The following is a 22,617-nucleotide window of genomic DNA, read 5'->3' on the forward strand; positions in this document are numbered from 1 at the left end:
GCCCGAGAAACGGTGACGGGCCCTAAGGGAGTTGGTGCGGTGCGCAACCGTCGGCGCTGGAAGCGGGTACTGATCGGGGCGTTCGCGGGCTGTGCCGTGCTCGCCGACGCCGGCGCCGCGGCGGCCCAGGCGGCCGCCTCCACCGAGCAGCTGGCGATCTCCACACCCCCGGCCGGCAGCGCCGCCTGGGTCCAGGACCACAGCTTCGACCGCACCCTGCCCGACCCGGCCACCACCACCCCGGCCGCCGCCGCCGCGTTCTTCGCCTCGCTCGCCCCCACCGAGCTGGACCGGCTGATCCGGGACTACCCGCTGGTCGTCGGCAACTTCGACGGCGCCCCGCTGGACCTGCGCTACCGCGCCAACAAGATCGCGCTGGCCGCCGAACGCGACAGCGCCCGGGCCCGCGCCGCCGACCACAAGCTCGACGCCGACACCCGCGAGCTGGCCGTCTCCCGCGCCAACGACGTCGAGCACCTGCTCGGCCCCGACCGGCAGATCCTCGCCTTCGACCCGCGCGGCCGCGGCCTGATCACCGAGGTGTGGGGCGACCTCGCCGACGCCGAGCGGATCTCCGTCGTCGTCCCCGGCTCGGACGCCGACCTCGGCCACTTCGACCAGGCCGCCGAACCGCTGCGCTCCCCGGCCGGCATGGCCCGCGCCCTGTACACCGAGGAGCAGCGGCAGGCGCCGAACACCCGCACCGCGGTGATCGCCTGGACCGGCTACGTCACCCCGTCCGGCCTCGGCCCGGACGCCGTCACCTCCCGGCTCGCCGACGTCGGCGCGCCCCGGCTGCAGCGGCTGCTCGCCGGGCTCAAGGAGACCACCCGGCCGGACGCACCCCCGGCGCTGCTCTGTCACTCGTACGGCTCCGTGGTCTGCGGCAACGCCGCCCCCGAGATCCCGCGCGCGGCCGCCTCCCCCTCCGACACCTCCGGGATCACCGACCTGATGGTGTTCGGCAGCCCCGGCATGGGCGTGCAGAGCACCAGCGAGCTGGGCACCGGCGTGCACGTCTGGGCCACCCGCAACCCCACCGACTGGATCGGCAACGTCCCGTACCTGGAGGTCGGCGGCCTCGGCCACGGCGCCGACCCGACCGCCGGCGGCTTCGGCGCCGAGCAGATCTCCTCGGCCCGCGCGGCCGGCCACAACGGCTACTTCACCGAGGGCACCGACAGCCTGCACAACTTCGCGGCGATCTCGCTCGGCCACTACCAGGACGTCGTCCGCCCCGCCCCGAACTCCTGAGTCCCGTCCGGACGCCCTACTCCTGGTAGAGGCGCAGCGCGTCCGCCGCCGCCCGGGCCAGCTCGCGGCGGGCCGCGGGCGGGGCCAGCACCTCGGCGTCCGCGCCGAAGGCGAGCAGCGCGCGGACGGCCGCCGGCGCCGGGAAGACCATCGCCACCTCGACCCACTCCTCGGCCGGCCCGGCGCCCGCCTCCGGCGGCGGCGCGGTGACCCGGCCGCCGTGGATGCGGACGAACATGTCCAGCCGCCCGCGCCGCACCCGCACCCGGACCGGCAGCTCCTTCGGCAACCGCTCCACCTGCTCGCGCAGCACCGCCCAGGCGTCCCCGAGCCCCACTCCGGCGCGGCGGCGCACCGCCTCCTCGGTGGTCTCGGCGGCCAGCACCCGGTCGGCCCGGAACAGCCGGGGCTCGCCGTGCAGATCGGCCACCAGGTACCAGACCGCGGCCTTGCTCACCAGCCCGTACGGGTCCACGGTGTACTCCACCGGCGCGGGCGTGCCGCTGTGCCGGTAGCGCAGCCGCAGCCGCCGGTCGGCGAACACCGCGTACTGCAGCTCGCCCAGTTCGGGGCCGGTCGCGGCGCCGGCCGCCGGGCCGGTCTGCAGCCAGCGGGCCGGGTCGACCAGGATCCGCTCGGTGATCCGCTCGGCGGCCGGGCGGTGCGGGGCCGGCAGCGCGGCCATCACCTTGCGCAGCGCCGAGCCGAGCGCGCCGTCCAGCCCGAGGTCGCTGTGCGCGCCCTGGGCGGAGAGCACGAACAGCGCCCGGGCCTCGTCCGCGGTCAGTCCGGTGACGTCGGTGCGGTAGCCGGGCAGCAGGCTGATGCCGCCGTGCCGGCCGCGTTCGGTGAACACCGGCACGCCGGCGGCGGAGAGCGACTCCACGTCGCGGTAGATGGTGCGGACGGACACCTCCAGGCGCCCGGCCAGTTCGGTGGCGGGCACCCGGCCGCGGGTCTGGAGCAGGAGCAGGATGGAGAGCAGGCGGTCGGCCTTCATGGCAGCAGAATCCCAGCAATCCTGACGGCGGTTGTCAGGTTTTACTGGGAGATTGCCGTTCGAGACCGAAAGCCCGTACCACCCCAGGGAGCTGATTCCTCGTGAACTCCGTCCAGGACGCCCGCCCGCAGTACCTGCTCGCCCTCGGCCAGTTGGAGAAGCTGTTCGCCGAGATCACCCCGGACGCCCTCGACCGGCCCACCCCGTGCAGCGCGTTCACCCTGCGGGAGCTGCTGAGCCACGTGGTCGGCGGCATCCACCGGTTCGCCTACCTGGGCGAGGGCGGCCGGGCCGAGGACGTCGTCGCTGCCACCGGGGACCTGGCGGACGACGCCTGGCCGGGCGCGCTGGACCGGGCCCGCGCCCGGGCCGCCGCGGCGTGGGCGGACGACGCCGCGCTGGACCGCCCGGCCCACGCGCCCTGGGGCGTGGTGCCCGGCCGGGCCGCGGTCGGCGGCTACCTGATGGAGACGGTCGCGCACACCTGGGACATCGCCCGGGCGCTCGACTCCCGGCAGCCGCTGGACGACGCCCTGGCGCACGCCGCGCTGGCCGTCGCCCAGGCCGTCCTGTCGGCCGAGCACCGCGGCGGGCCGGTCCCGTTCGGCGAGGTGCGGCCGGTCGCCCCGGACGCCGACGTGCACACCCGGCTGGCCGCCTGGCTGGGCCGGGAGGTCTGAGAAGGCACCCGGGACGGGCGGGGGGAGCGGCCGACCGCTCCCCCGGCCGCCGTTACTCCCGGCCGACCTGGGTGAGGCGCATGTCCGGGTAGCGGTCCCCGGCGACCTCGCCCGCCACCGGCTCCAGCAGAGCCAGTTCCTCGGCGGTGAGCCGCAGCGTGGCGGCCGCGGTGTTCTCGGCGAGCCGGCTGCGCCTGCGGGTGCCGGGGATCGGCACGACAGTGAGCCCGTGCACCTCGGCCCGCTGGTGCACCCAGGCCAGCGCGACCTGCGCGAGGGTCACCCCGCGGGCCGTCGCGATCTCCCGCAGCGGCGCCAGGAGTTCGGTGTTGGCCGCCGCGTTGGCGCCGGTGAAGCGCGGCTGGGTGCGCCGGACGTCGTCCGCCGCGAGCTGCTCGGCGGCCTGGAACGCCCCGGTGAGGAAGCCCCGGCCGAGCGGCGAGTACGGCACGAAGGCGACGCCCAGTTCGGCCGCGGCCGGCACCGCCGTGCGCTCGACGTCCCGGGCGAACACCGACCACTCGGACTGCAGCGCGGCGATCGGGTGGATCGCGTACGCCTCGCGCAGTTCGGCGCCCGTCACCTCGGACAGTCCCAGCCGGCGCACCTTGCCGGCCCGGACCAGCTCGGCCATGGTGCCGACCGAGTCGGCCAGCGGCACGGCCGGGTCGCGGCGGTGCATGTAGTAGAGGTCGATCTCGTCCACGCCGAGGCGGCGCAGCGAGGCGTCCACGGCGGCCCGGATGTACGCCGGGTCGTTGCGGATGCTGCGGCGGCCCGGGTCGTCCTCCGTGCGCTCGAGGGCGAACTTGGTGGCGAGCACCACCCGGTCGCGGTTGGCGCGGACGAAGGGGCCGATCAGCTCCTCGTTGCGGCCGAAGCCGTAGGCGTCGGCGGTGTCGAACAGGGTGACGCCGGCTTCCAGGGCGGCGTCCAGGGTGGCGAGCGCCTCGGGCCGGTCGGTCGGGCCGTAGAAGTCGCTCATGCCCATGCAGCCGAGGCCCTGAACGCCCACGAGCGGGCCGTCGGTGCCGAGTTGGACGGTGGGGAGGACGGAGACGGTCATCGTTCTGCTTCTTCCTCTGCGTGCGGCGCACTCCGCTGCGGCGTACTCCGCGTGCGGCGTGCTGGTGGTGGCTACTCGTGGCAGCGGACGGCCGGTTCGTCGGACGCGGCGATCCGGCCGGAGTACAGGTCGATCTTGTAGTCGAGGACGGCGAGGGTGGCCTGGAGGTCGGCGACCCGCTGGCGGACCTCCTCGCGCTGGTCGACCAGCAGTTGGCGCCGCGCCTCGTAGGTCCGCTCACCCTCGCGGGCCAGCTCCACGTAGCGGAGCATGTCGGCGATCGGCATGCCGGTCAGCCGCAGCCGGCCCAGGAAGGCCAGCCGGTGGAGGTCGGCGTCGCAGTAGCGGCGCTGGCCGCTGGCGGAGCGGTCGACCGGGTCGAGCAGGCCGATCCGCTCGTACCAGCGCAGGGTGTGGGCGGTGAGCCCGCTGGCCACGGCGACCTCGCTGATGGTGTGCCGCGGGGTCCGGTCCGGATCGCCGACCGGGCGCTGGTACACGTCGGCGCAGGTCCGCAGGTCGAGCTGGACGGGTGCGAGCGTGGCCATGATCGGTTACCCCCTGTGGTGAGCGGTGACGACGACGCTATCGAGTTGGAGTGCACTCCAAGCAAGCCTCGCACCCGGGTGCTCCCGCCACCCGTTTTCGGGCCTTCGTTAGAGTCGGGCGCATGGAGAGCTTGCGGATGATCGAGAACTGGCCGGTGCCCCACGCCGCGGCGGCGGTGGTCCGGGGGGCGGACGGCGCGGTGCTGGGCACGTACGGGCCGCAGCAGCACCTCTTCCCGCTGGCGTCGGTGACCAAGCTGCTCACCTCGTACGCGGTGCTGGTCGCGGTCGAGGAGGGCGTCTTCGAGCTGGACGACCCGGCCGGGCCGGCCGGCTCGACCGTCCGCCACCTGCTCGCGCACACCTCCGGCCTGGGCTTCGACGAGGACCGGGTGTTCGCCGAGCCCGGCAACCGCCGGCTGTACTCCAACGCGGGCTTCGACGCGCTGGCGCGGACGCTGTCCGACGCCGCCGGGATCGAGTTCTCCCGGTACGCCGCCGAGGCGGTGTTCGAGCCGCTGGGCATGCACGACACCCTGCTGAACACCGCGCACAGGTCCCCGGCCGGCGCCGGCGGCCTGTCCACCGTCGCGGACCTGGTCAGGTTCGCCGCCGAGCTCCAGTCCCCGAAGCTGCTGGACCCGTCCACCGTCCGGCAGGCCACCCGCGAGGTCGCCTTCCCCGGCACCAGCGGCGTGCTGCCCGGCTACGGCCACCGCCGGCCGAACGACTGGGGCCTCGGCTTCGAGATCCGCGACGGCAAGGCCCCGCACTGGACGGGCACCGCCAACTCGCCCGCCACCTTCGGCCACTTCGGCCAGTCCGGCACCTTCCTGTGGGTCGACCCGGAGGCCGGCGTGGCCTGCGTCGCGCTCACCGACCGGGACTTCGGCCCGTGGGCCGCCGAGGTCTGGCCGGCCTGCTCGGACGCGGTCCTGGCCGAACTGGACAGCTGAACGACTCGAAGGCTGAAAGGACGGCCCCTAGCCGTACGAGACCGGCGAGTGCATCTCCCAGAGCAGGAGTTCGGCGCCGGTCTCGCCGGCCGTCGGGTCGGCGAAGGCGTCGCCGGTGATCCGCACGCTGTCGCCCGGGGCCATCGAGCGGCCACCGCCCTTGGGCCCTGGGATCGTCCGGTAGCCGAGCGAGCCGGCGGTCAGGTGCGCGTACCGCCAGGCGGCCTCGGGCAGTGCGGGCAGCGGCTGCCACGGCCCCGCCGTCGCCAGCCAGAGCGCGGCGTCGCCGCGGCGCAGCCGCAGGGCGTCCGTGCCGGCGTCGCGCTCCAGCCCGGAGGCGAGCAGCGTCAACCCGCCGTCGGCCGGTTCCACCTTGCGCAGCCCGTACACGGGGGGCGCGTCGAACACGTCCGGCTGGAGCCACATCTGGACGAAGCGGACCGGGCCGGCGGCCCCGCCGACGTTGCGCTCGGTGTGGGTGACGCCGGAGCCGGCGCCGAGGTGCTGGACCATCCCCGGGCGGACCACCCCGCCGTGCCCCTGGGAGTCCCGGTGCGCCAGCGCGCCCTCCAGCACCCAGGTGAGGATCTCGGTGTCCCGGTGCTTGTGCTCCTCGTACCCGGCGCCGGGGGCGAGGAGTTCCTCGTTGCACGCGAGCAGCGCGCCGAAGTGCGTGTTCTTCGGGTCGTAGTGGCCGGAGAAGGAGAACGCGTGTCGGGTCTCGACGCCCTCGGCCGGGGTCGAGAGGTAGCGCTCGGCGGTGCGGCGCAGGTCGGCGCGGGGGCGGGCGGCGTCGTCTGTCACGGGCCCCACGGTAGTGGGTGTGACCGGCACCACCGTGCCGCTGCACCGGGGGGTGTGCACGAGCAGTCACTCACGTGAGGCAGTCTTGTCCTTGTGCCAGCCGCTTCCGCGAACTCCAAGAGCGAACCCAGTCCCACAGCCGAGCCGACCGGGAAGAGCCCGGCCCCCAGGGCCGGCCGCGACCGCCCCGGCCGGGCGGCGCCCCGCCTGACCGCGCAGGAGCGCAGAATCGCCGCCGAGCGGGCCGAGCGCCGGGCCGCGACGCTCAAGCGGCTGGAGAAGTCCTCGGGCAAGCTGGCCACCGCCGCGATCTCCCGGATGGACGACCAGCTCGGCTGGTACCGGCGGATGCCGCCGGAGCACCGCTCCTGGATCGGCCTGGTCGCCCAGGCCGGCATCGCCGCCTTCACCGAGTGGTACCGCCACCCGGACGCCGCCCAGGCGATCTCCACGGACGTCTTCGGCACCGCCCCCCGCGAGCTGACCAGGGCGATCACCCTGCGCCAGACCGTCGAGCTGATCCGCACCACGATCGAGGTGATGGAGGAGGCCATCGAGGAGGTGGCCGCCCCCGGCGACGAGGCGGACATGCGCGAGTCGGTGCTGGTCTACGCCCGGGAGATCGCCTTCGCGACCGCCCAGGTGTACGCCCAGGCGGCCGAGGCGCGCGGCGCCTGGGACGCCCGGCTGGAGGCGCTGGTGGTCAACTCGCTGCTGTCCGGCGACGCGGACGAGGGCGTGCTGTCGCGGGCCGCGGCGCTCGGCTGGGGCCAGCCCAGCCAGGTCCGGGTGGTGATGGGCAGCGCCCCGGACGGCGACAGCGAGCTGGTCGTCGAGGCGATCCGCCGGGCCGCCCGGTACGCCAAGCTGCACGTGCTGACCGGGGTGCTGGGCAAGCGCCTGGTGGTCGTGGTCGGCGGCGACAAGGAGCCGGTGCACGCGGCCCGGGCGCTGATCGGCCAGTTCGCGCCGGGCCCGGTGGTGGTCGGCCCGACCGTGCCGGACCTGCTCTCGGCGACCCGCTCGGCGCACGCCGCCGCGGCCGGCCTGCGGGCCTGCGCCGCCTGGCCGGACGCGCCCCGCCCGGTGCTGGCCGACGACCTGCTGCCCGAGCGCGCGCTGGCCGGCGACCAGGCCGCCCGCCGCCAGCTGGTGGAGGAGATCTACACACCGCTGGACGAAGCCGGCTCGGCGCTGCTGGAAACGCTGAGCGTCTACCTGGAGCAGGCCTCCTCGCTGGAGGGCGCCGCCCGGATGCTCTTCGTCCACCCCAACACGGTGCGCTACCGGCTACGACGTGTGACCGACGTCACGGGGTACGCCCCGTCCGACGTGCGTTCGGCGTTCACGCTGCGGATCGCACTCGCCCTCGGCCGACTCACCGCGGCCGGGGAGCCGAGCTGAACCGCCTGTAGGGACCTTACAATCCCGGATGGTTTTCTTCGTTACCGTCGCCTACCCGCCCCTGGGCGCCTGGCGAGAGAGGGTTGAACCGTGCTCGTAATCGTCGCCCCTGGACAGGGTGCCCAGTCCCCCGGTTTCCTCAGCCCCTGGCTGGAGCTGGACGGTGTCGCCGACCGCCTCCGCGGCTGGTCGGAGGTCGCCGGGCTCGACCTGGTGCACGCCGGGACCGAGGCCTCCGCAGAGGAGATCAAGGACACCGCCGTCGCCCAGCCGCTGCTGGTCGCGGCCGGTCTGATGACCGCCCGTGAGCTGTTCCCGGACGAGGACGTCGCCCGCAAGCTGGTCGGCGCCGTGGCCGGCCACAGCGTCGGCGAGATCACCGCCGCCGCCGGTGCCGGGGTGCTGAGCGCGCACGACGCGCTGACCTTCGTCCGCGAGCGCGGCCGGGCGATGGCCGAGGCCGCCGCCGTCACCGAGACCGGCATGATCGCCGTGCTCGGCGGCGACCCGGAGGTCGTCGCGGCGAAGCTGGCCGAGCACGGCCTGACCGCGGCCAACAACAACGGCGGCGGCCAGATCGTCGCCGCCGGCACGCTGGCCCAGCTGGAGACGCTGAAGGCGGACCCGCCGGCCGGTGCCAAGCTGGTCGCCCTGAAGGTGGCCGGCGCCTTCCACACCGAGCACATGGCCCCGGGTGTCGAGCGGCTGGCCGCGCTGGCCCCGACGCTGACCGTGGCCGACCCGCTGGTCCGCTACGTCTCCAACAAGGACGGCGAGGTCGTGGCCTCCGGCGCCGAGGTGCTCACCCGCCTGGTGTCGCAGGTCTCCAACCCGGTCCGCTGGGACCTCTGCATGGAGACCCTCGGGCAGCTGGGTGCGACCGCCGTCATCGAGCTGTCCCCCGCGGGCACCCTCACCGGACTGGTCAAGCGCAACCTCAAGGGTGTGGCGACGCTTGCCCTCAAGACCCCCGCCGACCTGGACAAGGCCCGCGCGCTCGTCGCGGAGCACGGCGGTCAGGATCAGGAGACCCAGGCATGACGAAGCCGCAGATCCGCCCGTCCGAGGGCGCGCAGTACGCGCGCATTCTCGGCGTGGGCGGCTACCGCCCGGTCCGGGTGATTCCCAACGCCGAGGTGCTGGAGTGGATCGACTCCTCGGACGAGTGGATCCGCACCCGCAGCGGGATCGCCGAGCGCCGCTGGGCCGGGCCGGAGGAGAGCGTCGCCGAGATGTCGGTGCAGGCCTCCGGCAAGGCCATCGCCCAGGCCGGGATCACCCCGGACCAGATCGGCGGCGTGATCGTCGCGACCGTCTCGCACCTCAAGCAGACCCCGGCGATCGCCACCGAGATCGCCGAGCGGCTCGGCTGCGGCACCGCCCCGGCCTTCGACATCTCGGCCGCCTGCGCGGGCTTCGGCTACGGCCTGGGCCTGGCCGACGGCATGATCCGCGGCGGCAGCGCCGAGTACGTGCTGGTGATCGGCGTCGAGCGGCTGAGCGACCTGACCGACCAGTCGGACCGCTCGACCGCGTTCATCTTCGGCGACGGCGCCGGCGCCGCGATCGTCGGCCCGTCCGACACGCCCGGTATCGGCAAGCTGATCTGGGGCTCGGACGGCTCGCAGTCCGACGTCATCTCGCAGACCCAGGCCTGGGACACCGCCTTCGCCAAGCCCGACGCCGTCAACGGCGTGGGCGAGGAGGCCAAGTGGCCGGCCCTGCGGATGGACGGCCAGCCGGTCTTCCGCTGGGCGGTGTGGGAGATGGCCAAGGTGGCCCAGCAGGCGCTGGACGCCGCCGGGGTCACCGCCGACCAGCTCGGCGCGTTCATCCCGCACCAGGCCAACATGCGCATCACCGACGCCATGATCAAGGCACTCAAGCTGCCCGACTCGGTGCCGGTCGCCCGCGACATCGCCGAGACCGGCAACACCTCCGCCGCCTCCATCCCGCTGGCGATGGAGCGCATGCTGGAGAGCGGCGAGGCCCGCAGCGGCGACCTCGCACTGATCATCGGGTTCGGGGCGGGTCTCGTGTACGCCGCGGCAGTCGTTACGCTCCCCTAGGCGCGTTTCGCCCCACTCATTCCGCAAAGCCTGTGTCCGGCCGCCGGTCGGACGCGTTCAACACCGAAGAGGAGCAGCCAGTATGGCTACCAAGGACGAGGTTCTGGAAGGTCTCGCCGAGATCGTCAACGAGATCGCCGGTATCCCGACCGAGGACGTCGAGCTCGAGAAGTCCTTCACGGACGACCTGGACGTCGACTCGCTGTCCATGGTCGAGGTCGTCGTGGCCGCCGAGGAGCGCTTCGACGTCAAGATCCCGGACGACGAGGTCAAGAACCTGAAGACCGTCGGCGACGCGGTGAACTACATCCTCACCAACGCCGCCGCCTGAGCGATCGACCCGTTCGATCCCTCCAGCACGTCCGGCGTTCTCGACGCCTCGGACGGCTGACTCGTCGGCCCGGCTCCCCGAGCCTGGCCGACCCGCCGGCCGGGACGCCCCACCGGGCGCCCGGCCGGGCCCTTCCTCGGCTCGCCGCCGACCCCACGATCGTGAGAGAAGAAGAACCAGTGACCGCTGAAAACCGTACCGTGGTCGTCACGGGTATCGGCGCCTTCACGCCGCTGGGCGGCGACGCCGCCACCACCTGGGAGAACCTGGTCGCAGGGCGCTCCGGAGTGGCGGCCCTGACCGAGGAGTGGGCCGCCGAGCTGCCCGTCAAGATCGCCGCCCGCACGGCCGTCGAGCCGGGCGAGATCCTCCCCCGGCCGCTGGCCCGCAAGCTGGACCGCTCGGCCCAGTTCGCGCTGATCGCCGCCCGTGAGGCCTGGGCCGACGCCGGCTACGAGACGCCGGCCACCGACGACTCCTCCAAGCTCGCCCCCGAGCGCCTCGGCACCGTCATCGCCTCCGGCATCGGCGGCGTGACCACCCTGCTCGACCAGTACGACGTGCTGAAGGAGAAGGGCGCCCGCAAGGTCTCCCCGCACACCGTCCCGATGCTGATGCCCAACTCCCCGGCGGCCAACGTCGGTCTGGAGGTCGGCGCCCGCGCGGGTGTGCACACCCCCGTCTCCGCCTGCGCCTCCGGCGCCGAGGCGATCGGCTACGCGATCGAGATGATCCGCACCGGCCGCGCCGACGTCGTGGTGGCCGGCGGCACCGAGGCGGCGATCCACCCGCTGCCGATCGCCGCGTTCGCCAACATGATGGCGATGTCCAAGAACAACGACGACCCCGAGGGCGCCTCCCGCCCGTACGACAAGGGCCGGGACGGCTTCGTGCTGGGCGAGGGCGCCGGCGTGGTCGTGCTGGAGTCGGTCGAGCACGCCGAGGCGCGCGGCGCCCGGATCTACTGCGAGGCCGTGGGCCAGGGCCTGTCCTCGGACGCCCACCACATCGCCCAGCCCGAGCCGACCGGCGCCGGCGTGGCCCGCGCGCTGGCCGACCTGTTCGACCGCAACAGCCTGGACAAGGCCGAGATCGTGCACGTCAACGCGCACGCCACCTCGACCCCGCAGGGTGACACCGCCGAGCTGAAGGCGCTGCGCAAGGAGCTCGGCGACGACCTCGACCACATCGCCATCTCGGCCACCAAGTCGATGACCGGCCACCTGCTGGGCGGCGCCGGCGGCATCGAGACCGTCGCCACCGTGCTGGCCCTGTACCACCGGATCGCCCCGCCGACCATCAACGTCGACGAGCTGGACGACGACGTGGACGCGGACATCGTGCGCGGCGAGGCCCGCCCGCTGCCCGAGGGCCGGATCGCGGCGCTGAACAACTCGTTCGGCTTCGGCGGCCACAACGTGGTGCTGGCCTTCCGCTCCCGGTAGTCCGCACACCGACCCGGTACGCACCGGGTCCGAACGCACCGAGAGGGGCCGGCGCTCGCAGTGAGCGCCGGCCCCTGTTCATGCGCCGCGTCGTGCGCCCGCCGGCTCAGACCACCTGGTGCAGCCAGCGCACCGGTGCGCCCTCGCCCGCGTAGCGGAACGGCTCCAGCTCGTCGTCCCAGGGCTTGCCCAGCAGCCGGGAGATCTCGGCCTCCAGGTCGGCCCCCTCGCTGCGGGCCCGCAGCAGGACGGCGCGCAGCCGGTCCTCGGGGATCAGGATGTCGCCGTGGATGCCCGTGACGGCGTGGAAGATGCCGAGCGAGGGCGTGCTGCTGTACCGCTCACCCTCCGCCGTGGCGCAGGGCTCACTGGTGACCTCGTACCGCATCAGCTGCCAGCCGCGCAGTGCGGAGGCCACCTTCGAGGCCGTACCGGGCTCCCCTTGCCAGGAAAGCTCGGCACGCCAGTGTCCGGGCGAGGCCGGCTGGCGGATCCAGTCCAGGCTCACCCGCACACCCAGCACCCCCGCGACGGCCCACTCGACGTGCGGGCACAGCGCGCGGGGCGCGGAGTGGATGTAGAGAACTCCACGTGTCGTCACCGGGACCTCCAGGCTGTGGACGAGGGTCGCCTTCCCCAGCTGCCTCGTGCCTGCAGTTGATCCACAGTTACCCACGTTAGCCGACATTAAGCTACTAAATTGAGCAAAACGGACAGGCTTTCGCTCAATGCTAGTCGAATCCTCAACGAGGTCTACCCCTCGGCCGGATCTCTCCCCCGAACGGCCCCATTGCCGGGCGGGACCCACCGTACCGCGCCGCCCCGCACCGTGGATGACGCACTTTCGGATCCGGCCGGAATGCGGTAGTGCGGCCGATCACCCCGCGCCCGTACGCAAACCGCCCCGCACGCCCCGGTGGGGGGCGGCGGGGCGGTCGGCGAACTGACGGAGGGTCAGCCACCCAGGCGGACCACCATCTTGCCGGTGTTGACGCCGCGCAGCAGGTCGAGGAAGGCGTCCGCGGTGTGCTCGAAACCGTCCACCACGGTCTCATCGTGGCGCAGTTCACCGGACGCCAGCCAGCCGGCCACGTCGGCGACGAACTGGGACTGCAGCGCCGCGTGGTCGCTGACCAGCATGCCCTCCAGGCGCAGCCGCTTGCCGATCGCGACCGCCAGGTTGCGCGGGGCGGCGGGGGCGGTGGTGTCGTTGTACTGGGCGATCGCGCCGCAGAGCACGACGCGGCCGTGCACGGTGAGCGCGCCGATCGCGGCCTCCAGGTGCTCCCCGCCGACGTTGTCGAAGTAGAGGTCGATGCCGTCGGGGGCGACCTGCGCCAGCTGCTCGTGGACCGGGGCGTCCTTGTAGTTGAAGGCCGCGTCGTAGCCGTAGACGTCCACCAGCTTGGCGACCTTCTCCGCCGAGCCGGCCGAACCGACCACCAGCGAGGCGCCCTTGAGCTTGGCGATCTGGCCGACCATGCTGCCGACCGCGCCGGCCGCGCCGGAGACGAAGACCTTGTCGCCCTTCTTGAGGGCGCCGACGGCGAGCAGCCCGGCGTAGGCGGTCAGGCCGGGCATGCCGAGCACGCCGAGGTAGGCGGAGAGCGGGGCGGCGACCGGGTCGACCTTGACCGCCTGGCGGGCGTCCAGGGTGGCGTACTCGCGCCAGCCGAGGCCGTGCAGGACGACGTCGCCCGGGGCGAAGCCCTCGGCCCCGGAGGCGACCACGTAGCCGACCGCGCCGCCCTCCATGGCCTCGCCGAGCCGGAACGGCGGGGCGTAGGACTTCACGTCGTTCATCCGGCCCCGCATGTACGGGTCGACCGAGAGGAAGGCGTTGCGGACCAGGATCTCGCCCGGGCCCGGGGTCCGGACCGGGGCCTCGACCAGGGCGAAGTCGGTCGGCACCGGCCAGCCCTGGGGGCGGGCGGCGAGGTGCCATTCACGGGCGGTCGCGGGTGCGGCCTGCTCTGCCATGGGAGGCGCTCCTTGGGTGGTTCCGATGCATGAAAGGTTGAGCTACTGAAGTAACGATGGGCATGAAAGGTTCATGTTGTCAACTTTTCAGGTAGACTCTCGGACATGGACACCCAGTCGACCCGGGCCGCCACGCCGCAGTCCGACGAGATCACCCGCGAGGTCGTCGATCTGATGGCCAACCTGGTCGCGCTGTTCCATCGCGAGTACGAGGAGGCGGCCGCCGCCCGCTCGCTCACCGGCGCCCAGGCCAAGGTGCTCGCCCTGCTGCGCCGCGGCCCCATGCCGATGCGCCAGATCGCCCAGACGCTCAGCTGCGAGCCGTCCAACATCACCGGCATCGTCGACCGGCTCGAAGCCCGCGGCTTCGTCACCCGGGAGGCCGACCGGCAGGACCGCCGGGTCAAGCTGGTCGCCGCCACCGGCACCGGCGCCACCGCCTCCGAGGAACTGCGCGAATCGCTGAACTTCGCCCGCGAGCCGCTGGCCGCCCTCGGCCACGACGAGCGGGCCGTCCTGCGCGACCTGCTCCGCCGGATGCTCACCGGCGCCTCCGGCCCCGGAGCGTGACCAGCATCACAGCCCCGGAGCGAAATCCGGGCCACCGCCGGAGGTAACCGAACCGCCCGTCGAAACGTCTAATGTTCGAACATCGAACACGAGAGACGGAAAGACGGGGGGACACGGAGGATGGGCAGCAGCACGCGCAGGCGCCGCTACCTGCGGACAGCCATCGGCCTGGCCGCCGTGCTGGTGCTGTCCGTCGTGGGCGCCGGGGCCTGGTTCTACCACCGGCTGGACAACAACATCACCACCTTCGACCCGGGCGGCGTCGCCACCGAGCGCCCGCCCGCGCCCGCCCCGGTCACCCCCGGCGCCCAACTGCCGGTCAACATCCTGGTGCTGGGCTCGGACACCCGCGACGACGGCAACAGCGCGATCGGCGGCGGCGACGAGGGCGTCGGCCACTCCGACACCGCGATGCTGGTGCACGTCTACGCCGACCACAAGCACGCCGTCGGCGTCTCCATACCCCGGGACACCCTGGTCACCATCCCGTCCTGCAAGCTGCCGAGCGGCACCTGGACCACGCCCCGGACCAACCAGATGTTCAACTCGGCCTTCACCATCGGCGAGTTCCCCAAGGGCAACCCCGCCTGCACCCAGAACACCGTCGAGACGCTCACCGGGCTGCGGATCGACCACACCATCGTGGTCGACTTCAAGGGCGCCGCCGCGATGGCCGACGCCATCAACGGCGTGGACGTCTGCGTCCCCAACAACGTCGACTCGCACGGCATACACCTCCAGAAGGGCATGCAGAAGCTCTCCGGCCAGCCCGCCGTGGACTACCTGCGGGCCCGCTACGGCTTCGGCGACAACTCCGACATCGGGCGGATGAAGCGCCAGCAGGCCTTCGTCTCCTCGATGATCAAGAAGGTGCAGGACCAGGGCTTCTCCCTGCCCACGCTGCTCCCGCTCGCCGACGCGGCCACCCGCTCGCTCACCGTGGACGAGGGGCTCGGCACCGCGATGAAGCTGGTGGACTTCGCCCGCTCGCTCCAGGACATCAAGCTGTCCGACATCACCTTCGTGACCGCGCCCTGGCGCTTCGCCGGCGAGCGCGTCCAGCTCGTCCAGCCGGACGCCAACACGCTGTGGCGGCTACTGCGCGAGGACCGCACCCTGGACGGCCAGAAGACCTCCGGCACCGACACCCCGGCGCCCTCCCCCACCGCCCCCGGCCCCGACGGCGCGACCCCGGGAGCCACGGCCGGCCCGGCCGCGCCGCTCACGCCCGAGCAGGCCGCGGCCCCCGTGCTGGTGGTCAACGGCGTCGGCACCCCCGGCCTGTCCACCTCCGGCGGGGAGGCGCTGCGGGCCCGGGGCTTCCAGAACGTCACGCTCGGCAAGCCCGCCGGCGGACGGCTGCAGACCGAGATCAGCTACGACCCGGCCCTGAAGGGCGCCGCCGACCAGGTGGCCGCGCTCTTCCCGGGGGCGCGCGCGGTCGAGGAGCCGGGTTCCGAGGGCATCACCGTCACCCTGGGCCGCGACTACCGGCCCAACCCCGCCACCAAGCTGGACGCGGTCGGCAGCGGCCCCGGCGCGAAGCCCTCCGCCCCCGCCACCGCCGACCCGAGCGGCGTGCCCAGCGGGGTGCCCACCGGCATAGCGGAGAACACCCGCGGCGCCGACACCGACCCGTGCGCCGACCTGACCTTCGGATGAGCCGTTCCGGGGCCTGCCCGCTCCGGCTCCGGGTCCACTAGGGTCCGGGTCTACTCCGGGTCGGGCAGGCCGGTGACGACGGCGGTGAGCCGGGTGCCGCGGGGGAAGGCTCCGGCCGCGGCCAGGCCGGTCAGCGCGGCCAGCAGCTTGGCCACGTAGCGGCGTTCCAGCGGGATGCCGTGCCGGGCTTCGAACCGCTCGGCGAAGGCCGCCAGTTCGGCCGGGACCTTGCCGTAGCCGCCGCCGTGGTGCGCGTGGTCGATCCGCCAGTTGTCGAACTCCCGGCCGTGGGCGGCCCGGTGGAGCCGGGTGACCTCGCCCTCCAGGTAGCCCTCGCCGCCGCGCAGCACGGCCACGCCGAGCGCCCGCGCGCCCGGCGGCAGGCCGGCCGCGATGCCCGCCAGGGTGCCGCCGGTGCCGACCGGGCAGCAGACCACGTCGTGCCCGCCCAGGTCGGGCAGTTCGGCCGGGATCGCCGCCGCGCCCGTCACGGCCAGCGCGTTGGAGCCGCCCTCCGGGAGCACCAGGCAGGGGCCCCAGCGCCCCTGCGGACCGGCCGTGGGGCCGGCGTCGGCGCGGCCGGTGGCCTCCCGGTACTCGGCGCGGGTCAGGAACTCCAGCCGCATCCCGTCCCGTTCGGCCGCCCGCAGCGACCAGTTGCGCGGCCGGTCGGCCAGTTCCTCGCCGCGGACCAGCCCGACGCTCTCCAGGCCGAGCGCCCCGGCGGCCGCCGCGACCGCCCGCAGGTGGGTGGAGTACGCCCCGCCGAAGGTCAGCAGCCGGGTGTGGCCCTGGGCGACGGCGGCCGCCAGGTTGGGCGCGAGCTTGCGCCACTTGTTGCCCGGGACGCTCGGGTGCAGCAGGTCGTCCCGTTTGAGCCGCAGTTCCACCCCGGCCCGCGCGAACACCTCGTCGGTGCAGTCCACCAGCGGGGTCGGCAGCAGGGCGGGTTCGAGCACCCGGCCAGCTTAGACCGGTCGGTCTTACGACCGGCCGGTCGGGGTGAGCAGCCCCAGGTTGTAGGCGGTGGCGACGGCGGAGGCGCGGTCCTTGACGTCGAGCTTGGCGTAGACGTGGATCAGGTGGGTCTTCACGGTGGCCTCGCTGATGAACAGCCGGGCCGCGGCCTCCCGGTTGGTGGCCCCGGAGGCGACCAGTTCCAGCACCTCCAGCTCGCGCGGGCTGAGCGGCTCCCGCACGGGCGCGCGGACCTGGCCGAGCAGCTTGGCGGCGACGGTCGGCGCGATCACCGAGGCGCCGCGGGCGGCCTCCCGGACGGCGTGGAACAGCTCCTCCCGGGCCGCGTCCTTGAGCAGGTAGCCGGTCGCGCCGGCCCGGACGGCGGGCAGCACGTCGGCGTCGGTGTCGTAGGTGGTGAGCACCAGGACCCGCCCGGGCAGGCCGCGTTCGGCCATCTCGCGGATCGCGGTGACGCCGTCCATCCGCGGCATCCGCAGGTCCATCAGCACCACGTCCGGGCGCAGCGCGGCGACCAGGACCAGGGCCTCGGCGCCGTCCCCCGCCTCGCCGACCACCTCGAAGCCGGGGGCGGCGCTGAACATCCCGCGCAGCCCGTCCCGGACCACCGGGTGGTCGTCCACCAACAGCAGTCTGATCGTCGTCGCGTCGCTCACGGTGCTACTCCTCCATGCTGATCGCCGGCAGGGTCGCGGACACGGTCGTGCCGGCGCCCGGTTCGGTCTCCAGGTCGAGCCGCCCGGCCAGGCGCTGCACGCGGCGGCGCATCACGTCCAGGCCGTAACCGCCGCCGGTGGCCCGGGAGGCGGGCTCGGCGGCCGGGTCGAAGCCGACGCCGTCGTCCCGGACGTCCAGGGTGACCAGGTCGGGCATGTACGAGAGGGTGACGCCGACCCGGGAGGCCCGCGCGTACTTGGCGGCGTTGGCCAGCGACTCCTGGGCGATCCGCAGCAGGGTCACCTCGACCTCGGGGTGCAGCGGGCGGGCCTCGCCGGTGACGGTCAGCCCGGCGGCGGCGCCGTTGCGCTCCCGCCACTGGTCGACCAGCTCCGCCAGCGCCTCCGGCAGCGCGGCCCGCTCCAACTCGATCGGGCGCAGCGCGTGGACGGCCCGGCGGGCCTGGGTCAGGCTCTCCCGGGCGAGGGCCGCCGCGTTCGCCTGGTGCCGCTCGGCGGCCGCGGCGTCCTGGGCACGGGTCTGGTCGGCGGCCTGGAGCTGGGTGACGATCCCGGCCAGGCCCTGGGCGACGGTGTCGTGGATCTCCCGGGCGAGCCGGCGGCGCTCGTCCGCGGCCCCGGCCTCCCGGGCCTGGACGAGGAGTTGGGCGTGCAGTCCGGCGTTCTCGGCGAGCGTCTCGGTGAGCCGCCGGTTGGCCTCGGCGAGTTCGGCGTTGGCGACCTTGCGGCGGGCGCTCAGCCGGTCGGCGACCTCGCGGAGCGCGAACAGCAACCCGACCACCATCAGGTTGAAGGCGACGACGGTCAGCAGTCCGCCGAACTCCGCCGGGCTGTCGGGCAGGGCCCCGCCGACCTGGGAGAGCGAGGTGGGGACGGTGGCCGCGGCCGCGCCCGCCATCCGGGCCCGGCCCCACAGGTACTGGGCGGCGTGCAGGTAGCCGGTGAAGGCGAAGAAGCCGAAGATCGGGTTGTCCAGCACCAGCACGGTGGTCAGCGCCAGCAGGACGACGAAGTGGGCGCCGGCGTACCGGGCGCGGCCCTCCGGCCCCGGCGTGCGGTCGAGCACCGAGCGCAGGACCAGCCACAGGAAAGCGGCGGCCGCCACCGGGAGGGTGGCGGCCGCGGAGCGCGCGGTCGGGACGGGGACCAGCAGGGCCAGAGCGGTGGCGAGCAGCAGGGCGACGAAGCAGAGCGGGCCGATCAGCCGGTCCAACCGGTCCAACCAGTCGCCGAGCGCGCTCTCGTCGGCCGGTGGCCGCATGATCATTCCCACCGGAACAGCCTGGCAGCCGCGGCCCCCGCGAGCACCGCGTACGCCGCGAGTGTGAGCAGGCCCACGGCGTGCGGGAAGTGCCCGGACCAGGCGTCCTGGAGGGTCTGGACGGCGGCGCCGCTGGGGGTGAAGTCGCCGATCCGGTTGAGCAGGGCCGGCGAGAACTCGCGCGGCAGCCAGATCCCGGAGAAGAACATCATCGGGAAGAAGGCCAGCGCGCCGACCGCGTTGCCGGCCTTGGCGGACGGGACGACCGCCGCGAGCAGCAGGCCGACCGACAGCAGCGCGGCGGCGGCCAGCAGGAAGGCCAGCAGGAACCCCAGCGGCTGACGCGGCAGCGACACCCCGAGCAGCGGCCCGGCCGCCACCACCAGCAGCACCGAGACGACGGCGACGCCCAGGTACAGCGGCAGCAGCGCGCCGAACAGCAGCGCCGGGCGGACGGGGCTGGCGGACATCCGGCGCAGCACGCCGCGTTCGCGGTAGGAGGAGAGCAGCGAGGGCAGGCCGTTGAGGCCGAGCAGCAGCAGGGTGAAGACGGCCAGGATCGGCGCGTACAGCTGGATGGTGCTCATGCCGTGCATGTCGGGCGAGGTCTTGCGCAGGGCCGGGACGGAGCCGAGGACGAGGAACAGCGCGACGGGGAAGGCGAGGCCGAACAAGGCGGTCAGCGGGTCGCGGAGGAACAGGCGGGCCTCGGCGACGGCCAGGCGGCGGACGGCGTGGGCGGTGTGGTGGGAGGTGCGGTGGGCGGTGCGGTTCACGGTGGTGGTCCCCTCGGGCGTGGTGACGGCGGGCGTGGTGACGGCGGCTCAGGCGTCGTGGCGGGTCAGGGCGAGGTAGGCGTCGTCCAGGCTGTGTTCGCGGATCCGCAGCCCGGTGACGACGATCCCCTCGCGGGCGAGCAGGCCGGTGACCTCGTCGGCGAAGTCCCCGACGCCGGAGACCTCGACCCGGCCGTCCCGCTCCTCGACCCCGGTGACCCCCGGCAGGGCCGCCAGCCGGGCGGTGTCCAGCGGCCCGCTGGGGCGGAAGCCGAGCGTGCCGCCGGTGCCGGAGCGGGCGATCAGCTCCGCGGGGGTGCCGGTGGCGACGATCCGTCCGCCGTCGAGGACGGCGGCCCGGTCGCAGAGCGCCTCGACCTCGTCCATGAAGTGCGAGACCAGGACCACCGTCACGCCCTCGTCGCGGATCCGCCGGATCAGCTCCCAGGTGTCCCGGCGGCCCTGCGGGTCGAGCGCGGTGGTCAGTTCGTCCAGGAAGGCCACCTCGGGGTTGCCGATCAGGGCGAGGGCGATGAGCAGCCGCTGGCGCTGGCCGCCGGAGAGCTTGTCGAACGGGGTCCGGCGCTGGTCGGCGAGCCCCCACTCGTCGAGCAGCTCGCGCCAGTCCCGGGGGTCCGGGTAGAGCGCGGCGTACAGCTCCAGCGCCTCGCCGACCCGCAGCGCGCCCTGCAACTGGGCCTGCTGGAGCTGGATGCCGATCCTCGGCCGCAGCCGGTGGGCGTCCTTCACCGGGTCCAGGCCGAGGACGCGGACCGTCCCCGCGTCGGGCCGGCGCAGGCCCTCGCAGCACTCCACGGCCGTCGTCTTGCCCGCGCCGTTCGGCCCCAGCAGGCCGAACACCTCGCCGCGCTCCACGCCGAAGGAGACCCCCTCCAGCACCTGGCGCCGCCCGTAGGCCTTGCACAGTCCCGCCACCTCGATCACGGCCATCGCGCCGCTCCCTCCCGCTCGTCCCCGCCGGTCCGGCCGGTTCTTCCGGCCTGCGACGAGCTTCCCGCGCGGGGCCCCGGCCGCGGATCGACCGGCCGGTCAGAGCTGCGGGCGGGCGCGGTGGAGGGCGGATCAACCGATCGGTGGATGGGGCGCGGGCGCGGCATGGGCGCAGACGCGAGCACGAGCGCGGACACGGGCCCGGAACGCGGGAAGCCCGGCCGCCGTGTCGGCGACCGGGCCTCTCGTTCGGATCACACCGGCTGGGTCAGACCACCGCGGCGTCGGCGTTGCGGGTGTTGATGGCCCGGCGCAGGGCACGCGGGACGGGGCCCGCGGCGGGGGCCAGCTTGTCGATCCGGGTGCGGAACTCGCGGCTCTGGCGCCACGGCAGGACGGTTCCGAGCCTGGCCGCGTCGACCAGCGCGACCAGCGCGGCGTCCGCCGGGTCGACCCGGCTGAGCGGCGCCTTCAGCGCCGAACCCACCGACGCCACCAGCGACTTGCGCACCCGCTGCTCCGGCAGGACGACCCGGGTGCACGGGAACAGTCCGAGCGCGCGGCGCTGTTCGAGCCGGATCCGCCCGGACGCCGCCAGCCCGTCCCGGACCACCCGCGCGGCGCGGGCCGCCGGGCCCTGGCGGCGGCCTACCCAGCTCTGCCAGGTGCGCCGCCGGCCCTGCCGGATCTGCTCCAGCATCGCGGCGGAGAGCGGGTCGAGGCCGTCGGCCGACGCTCCGTCGACGGCGGCCGGGTGCCGGCCGTCGTCGCGGATCAGCGCGCGCCGCAGGAGTTCGGCGAGCGCGGCGGCCCGCAGCACCAGGTCGAGCCTGGCGGTGGCGGTGAGCCGCTCGCGCTCGGGGTTGTAGGCGAGCAGGTAGAGCTTCTCCGGCAGGGTGATGGGCAGGTCCACGATGGACTCCAAGCAGATGGACGGTGGATGGGCCCGTTCACCCGGCGTCGGAACCGCCGGTCTCCGGGTTCTCCTTGGGCGGTCGGCCGCGCCGGGGAAGACGGGCCGCGTCGCCGGGCATCCGGCCCGCGTCGCTGAGGGCACGGCGAAGGAGGAACTCGATCTGCGCGTTGGCACTGCGCAGCTCGTCCGCGGCCCACCGGGCCAGTGCGTCGTGGACCGCCGGGTCCAGTCGCAGCAGGATCTTCTTCCGCTCCGTCGCCAACGCCGCGCCTTACTGGTAGAGGGAGCCCGTGTTCACGACGGGCTGGGTGCCCCGGTCGCCGCAGAGCACCACCAGGAGGTTGCTCACCATGGCGGCCTTGCGCTCCTCGTCCAGTTCGACGACGTCGCGCTCGGCGAGCCGGTCCAGCGCCTCCTCGACCATACCGACGGCGCCCTCGACGATCAGCCGCCGTGCCGCGACCACGGCCCCGGCCTGCTGGCGCTGGAGCATCACCTGGGCGACCTCGGGCGCGTAGGCGAGCCGGGTGATCCGGGACTCGACGACCCGCACCCCGGCCGAGACGACCCGGGCCGCGATCTCGGCGGAGAGCATCCGGCTGATCTCCTCCGCGCCGTCGCGCAGCGACAACTGGCCCTCGCGGTGGGCGTCGTACGGGTAGCTGCTGGCGATGTGCCGGACGGCGGTCTCGGTCTGGATGGCGACGAAGTCGCTGTAGTCGTCCACCTCGAACACGGCCTTGGCGGTGTCCTCGACCTGCCAGACCACCACGGCGGCCATCTCGATCGGGTTGCCGTCCGCGTCGTTGACCTTGTTGGTCTCGGTCTCGTGGTTGCGGATCCGGGTGGAGATCCGGCGGCGGCTGGTGAACGGGTTCAGCCAGGTCAGGCCCTCGGCGCGGATGGTGCCGCGGTAGCGGCCGAGCAGCTGGACCACCCGCGCCTGGCCGGGCGAGACCACGGTCAGCCCGCACAGCAGCAGCAGCGCGCCCAGGACGGCCAGCGGCCCGACGGTCAGCAGGGTGATCCCCAGCGCCTTGGACCCGCCGGCCAGTTGGAGACCGCCGGCGATGGTCGCCCCGATCCCCGCGAGCAGGCCGAGCAGCGTCCCTCCGAGCACCGGCAGCCCCGCGGCACCGGTGATGACCCGCTCGGTGATCTTGGGGGCCGGAAGGTCGAGGACGGGGCCGCCTTCGACGTCGACGGCAGAACGCGGTGTGGCCATGAGACCAGCTCCTCCAGCGAGTGTTTCCGATCCAGCTGTCAAAGTGATATCACTTTTTCTGCGC

Annotated in this window: 24 protein-coding genes; 10 read left to right on the top strand and 14 right to left on the bottom strand. The window is 74.0% G+C overall.

The features are described from left to right. The first annotated feature begins 39 nt into the window (after window positions 1-39). On the top strand, window positions 40-1,254 hold the full coding sequence (locus tag ACFVTF_RS14500; protein WP_371516833.1) for an alpha/beta hydrolase: 1,215 nt from the start codon (window positions 40-42) through the stop codon (window positions 1,252-1,254). A 16-nt stretch (window positions 1,255-1,270) separates the two neighbouring features. On the opposite strand, the gene ACFVTF_RS14505 is transcribed toward ACFVTF_RS14500, so the two are convergent. Continuing rightward, on the bottom strand, window positions 1,271-2,254 hold the full coding sequence (locus tag ACFVTF_RS14505; protein WP_387813551.1) for a helix-turn-helix transcriptional regulator: 984 nt from the start codon (window positions 2,252-2,254) through the stop codon (window positions 1,271-1,273). Between the two features lie 101 nt (window positions 2,255-2,355). Here ACFVTF_RS14505 and ACFVTF_RS14510 point away from each other — a divergent pair, with 101 nt between their 5' ends. Continuing rightward, window positions 2,356-2,934, top strand: coding sequence for a TIGR03086 family metal-binding protein (locus ACFVTF_RS14510; RefSeq protein WP_387813554.1), 579 nt, complete (start codon window positions 2,356-2,358; stop codon window positions 2,932-2,934). A 52-nt stretch (window positions 2,935-2,986) separates the two neighbouring features. Here the strand turns inward: ACFVTF_RS14510 and ACFVTF_RS14515 are convergent, their stop codons facing one another. Beyond that, window positions 2,987-4,000: an aldo/keto reductase gene (locus ACFVTF_RS14515; protein ID WP_371516837.1), complete on the bottom strand. Its 1,014-nt coding sequence runs from the start codon at window positions 3,998-4,000 to the stop codon at window positions 2,987-2,989. A 71-nt stretch (window positions 4,001-4,071) separates the two neighbouring features. Then, window positions 4,072-4,548 carry a MerR family transcriptional regulator gene (locus ACFVTF_RS14520; protein WP_371516838.1) on the bottom strand — a complete coding sequence of 159 codons (477 nt, stop codon included), beginning with the start codon at window positions 4,546-4,548 and terminating at the stop codon, window positions 4,072-4,074. Window positions 4,549-4,670: 122 nt separating this feature from the next. Here ACFVTF_RS14520 and ACFVTF_RS14525 point away from each other — a divergent pair, with 122 nt between their 5' ends. Further along, on the top strand, window positions 4,671-5,504 hold the full coding sequence (locus ACFVTF_RS14525; protein ID WP_371516839.1) for a serine hydrolase domain-containing protein: 834 nt from the start codon (window positions 4,671-4,673) through the stop codon (window positions 5,502-5,504). 27 nt (window positions 5,505-5,531) lie between these two features. Here ACFVTF_RS14525 and ACFVTF_RS14530 read toward each other — a convergent pair whose 3' ends face one another. Further along, entirely contained in the window at window positions 5,532-6,308 is a 777-nt protein-coding gene (locus ACFVTF_RS14530; RefSeq protein WP_371516840.1) for a pirin family protein, read from the bottom strand. A gap of 207 nt (window positions 6,309-6,515) precedes the next feature. Here ACFVTF_RS14530 and ACFVTF_RS14535 point away from each other — a divergent pair, with 207 nt between their 5' ends. From ACFVTF_RS14535 to fabF, 5 genes are all read left to right on the top strand, one after another. Continuing rightward, window positions 6,516-7,712 carry a PucR family transcriptional regulator gene (locus tag ACFVTF_RS14535; protein WP_371522645.1) on the top strand — a complete coding sequence of 399 codons (1,197 nt, stop codon included), beginning with the start codon at window positions 6,516-6,518 and terminating at the stop codon, window positions 7,710-7,712. Window positions 7,713-7,802: 90 nt separating this feature from the next. Beyond that, the gene (locus ACFVTF_RS14540; protein WP_371516841.1) at window positions 7,803-8,753 is read left to right on the top strand and encodes an ACP S-malonyltransferase; all 951 of its coding nucleotides are present in this window, start codon (window positions 7,803-7,805) and stop codon (window positions 8,751-8,753) included. After that, entirely contained in the window at window positions 8,750-9,781 is a 1,032-nt protein-coding gene (locus ACFVTF_RS14545) for a beta-ketoacyl-ACP synthase III (protein ID WP_350878134.1), read from the top strand. The genes ACFVTF_RS14540 and ACFVTF_RS14545 overlap by 4 nt, the downstream gene beginning before the upstream one ends. 82 nt (window positions 9,782-9,863) lie before the next feature. Beyond that, complete coding sequence (locus tag ACFVTF_RS14550; protein WP_063347460.1) at window positions 9,864-10,112, top strand: acyl carrier protein; 249 nt, start codon at window positions 9,864-9,866, stop codon at window positions 10,110-10,112. Between the two features lie 179 nt (window positions 10,113-10,291). Further along, complete coding sequence (gene fabF, locus ACFVTF_RS14555; RefSeq protein ID WP_371516842.1) at window positions 10,292-11,557, top strand: beta-ketoacyl-ACP synthase II; 1,266 nt, start codon at window positions 10,292-10,294, stop codon at window positions 11,555-11,557. Window positions 11,558-11,663: 106 nt separating this feature from the next. On the opposite strand, the gene ACFVTF_RS14560 is transcribed toward fabF, so the two are convergent. Both ACFVTF_RS14560 and ACFVTF_RS14565 read right to left on the bottom strand, forming a co-directional pair. After that, window positions 11,664-12,158 carry a DUF3145 domain-containing protein gene (locus tag ACFVTF_RS14560; protein WP_063347462.1) on the bottom strand — a complete coding sequence of 165 codons (495 nt, stop codon included), beginning with the start codon at window positions 12,156-12,158 and terminating at the stop codon, window positions 11,664-11,666. 353 nt (window positions 12,159-12,511) lie between these two features. Next, window positions 12,512-13,537, bottom strand: a complete 1,026-nt coding sequence (locus ACFVTF_RS14565) for an NADP-dependent oxidoreductase (protein WP_387813563.1) — start codon at window positions 13,535-13,537, stop codon at window positions 12,512-12,514. 105 nt (window positions 13,538-13,642) lie between these two features. Between ACFVTF_RS14565 and ACFVTF_RS14570 the strand changes: the two genes are divergently transcribed. Both ACFVTF_RS14570 and ACFVTF_RS14575 read left to right on the top strand, forming a co-directional pair. Beyond that, window positions 13,643-14,107 (top strand): MarR family winged helix-turn-helix transcriptional regulator, encoded by a 465-nt coding sequence (locus tag ACFVTF_RS14570; RefSeq protein WP_387813566.1) that lies wholly within the window; start codon window positions 13,643-13,645, stop codon window positions 14,105-14,107. Between the two features lie 120 nt (window positions 14,108-14,227). Then, window positions 14,228-15,769, top strand: coding sequence for an LCP family protein (locus ACFVTF_RS14575; RefSeq protein ID WP_387813569.1), 1,542 nt, complete (start codon window positions 14,228-14,230; stop codon window positions 15,767-15,769). 50 nt (window positions 15,770-15,819) lie between these two features. Here the strand turns inward: ACFVTF_RS14575 and ACFVTF_RS14580 are convergent, their stop codons facing one another. The 8 genes from ACFVTF_RS14580 to ACFVTF_RS14615 all read right to left on the bottom strand — a co-directional run bounded on the left by ACFVTF_RS14580 (window position 15,820) and on the right by ACFVTF_RS14615 (window position 22,553). After that, window positions 15,820-16,728 (bottom strand): 1-aminocyclopropane-1-carboxylate deaminase/D-cysteine desulfhydrase, encoded by a 909-nt coding sequence (locus ACFVTF_RS14580; RefSeq protein ID WP_387813572.1) that lies wholly within the window; start codon window positions 16,726-16,728, stop codon window positions 15,820-15,822. Between the two features lie 24 nt (window positions 16,729-16,752). Then, window positions 16,753-17,403, bottom strand: a complete 651-nt coding sequence (locus ACFVTF_RS14585; RefSeq protein ID WP_387813575.1) for a response regulator — start codon at window positions 17,401-17,403, stop codon at window positions 16,753-16,755. Window positions 17,404-17,407: 4 nt separating this feature from the next. Then, entirely contained in the window at window positions 17,408-18,691 is a 1,284-nt protein-coding gene (locus ACFVTF_RS14590) for a sensor histidine kinase (protein WP_387813710.1), read from the bottom strand. Further along, complete coding sequence (locus ACFVTF_RS14595) at window positions 18,688-19,461, bottom strand: ABC transporter permease (protein ID WP_387813578.1); 774 nt, start codon at window positions 19,459-19,461, stop codon at window positions 18,688-18,690. The genes ACFVTF_RS14590 and ACFVTF_RS14595 overlap by 4 nt, the downstream gene beginning before the upstream one ends. Before the next feature lie 48 nt (window positions 19,462-19,509). Continuing rightward, window positions 19,510-20,412 (bottom strand): ABC transporter ATP-binding protein, encoded by a 903-nt coding sequence (locus ACFVTF_RS14600; RefSeq protein WP_387813581.1) that lies wholly within the window; start codon window positions 20,410-20,412, stop codon window positions 19,510-19,512. Between the two features lie 268 nt (window positions 20,413-20,680). Beyond that, complete coding sequence (locus ACFVTF_RS14605) at window positions 20,681-21,325, bottom strand: GPP34 family phosphoprotein (protein ID WP_387813584.1); 645 nt, start codon at window positions 21,323-21,325, stop codon at window positions 20,681-20,683. A gap of 37 nt (window positions 21,326-21,362) precedes the next feature. Then, a complete protein-coding gene (locus ACFVTF_RS14610; protein WP_063347470.1) occupies window positions 21,363-21,590 on the bottom strand; it encodes a hypothetical protein in 228 nt (75 codons plus the stop codon). A 9-nt stretch (window positions 21,591-21,599) separates the two neighbouring features. Continuing rightward, window positions 21,600-22,553, bottom strand: a complete 954-nt coding sequence (locus ACFVTF_RS14615; protein ID WP_363620342.1) for an SPFH domain-containing protein — start codon at window positions 22,551-22,553, stop codon at window positions 21,600-21,602. Window positions 22,554-22,617 lie beyond the last annotated feature (64 nt).

Source organism: Kitasatospora sp. NPDC057940, from assembly GCF_042887425.1.
In the GTDB taxonomy this organism is placed as follows: domain Bacteria; phylum Actinomycetota; class Actinomycetes; order Streptomycetales; family Streptomycetaceae; genus Kitasatospora.

Bases quoted from the DNA above. Each gene is read 5' to 3' on its own strand.
- ACFVTF_RS14575 (WP_387813569.1), top strand. From the start codon at position 14,228: ATGGGCAGCAGCACGCGCAGGCGCCGCTACCTGCGGACAGCCATCGGC.
- ACFVTF_RS14515 (WP_371516837.1), bottom strand. From the start codon at position 4,000: ATGACCGTCTCCGTCCTCCCCACCGTCCAACTCGGCACCGACGGCCCG.
- ACFVTF_RS14505 (WP_387813551.1), bottom strand. From the start codon at position 2,254: ATGAAGGCCGACCGCCTGCTCTCCATCCTGCTCCTGCTCCAGACCCGC.
- ACFVTF_RS14615 (WP_363620342.1), bottom strand. From the start codon at position 22,553: ATGGCCACACCGCGTTCTGCCGTCGACGTCGAAGGCGGCCCCGTCCTC.
- ACFVTF_RS14570 (WP_387813566.1), top strand. From the start codon at position 13,643: ATGGACACCCAGTCGACCCGGGCCGCCACGCCGCAGTCCGACGAGATC.
- ACFVTF_RS14545 (WP_350878134.1), top strand. From the start codon at position 8,750: ATGACGAAGCCGCAGATCCGCCCGTCCGAGGGCGCGCAGTACGCGCGC.
- ACFVTF_RS14520 (WP_371516838.1), bottom strand. From the start codon at position 4,548: ATGGCCACGCTCGCACCCGTCCAGCTCGACCTGCGGACCTGCGCCGAC.
- ACFVTF_RS14590 (WP_387813710.1), bottom strand. From the start codon at position 18,691: ATGATCATGCGGCCACCGGCCGACGAGAGCGCGCTCGGCGACTGGTTG.
- ACFVTF_RS14565 (WP_387813563.1), bottom strand. From the start codon at position 13,537: ATGGCAGAGCAGGCCGCACCCGCGACCGCCCGTGAATGGCACCTCGCC.
- ACFVTF_RS14550 (WP_063347460.1), top strand. From the start codon at position 9,864: ATGGCTACCAAGGACGAGGTTCTGGAAGGTCTCGCCGAGATCGTCAAC.
- ACFVTF_RS14525 (WP_371516839.1), top strand. From the start codon at position 4,671: ATGGAGAGCTTGCGGATGATCGAGAACTGGCCGGTGCCCCACGCCGCG.
- ACFVTF_RS14600 (WP_387813581.1), bottom strand. From the start codon at position 20,412: ATGGCCGTGATCGAGGTGGCGGGACTGTGCAAGGCCTACGGGCGGCGC.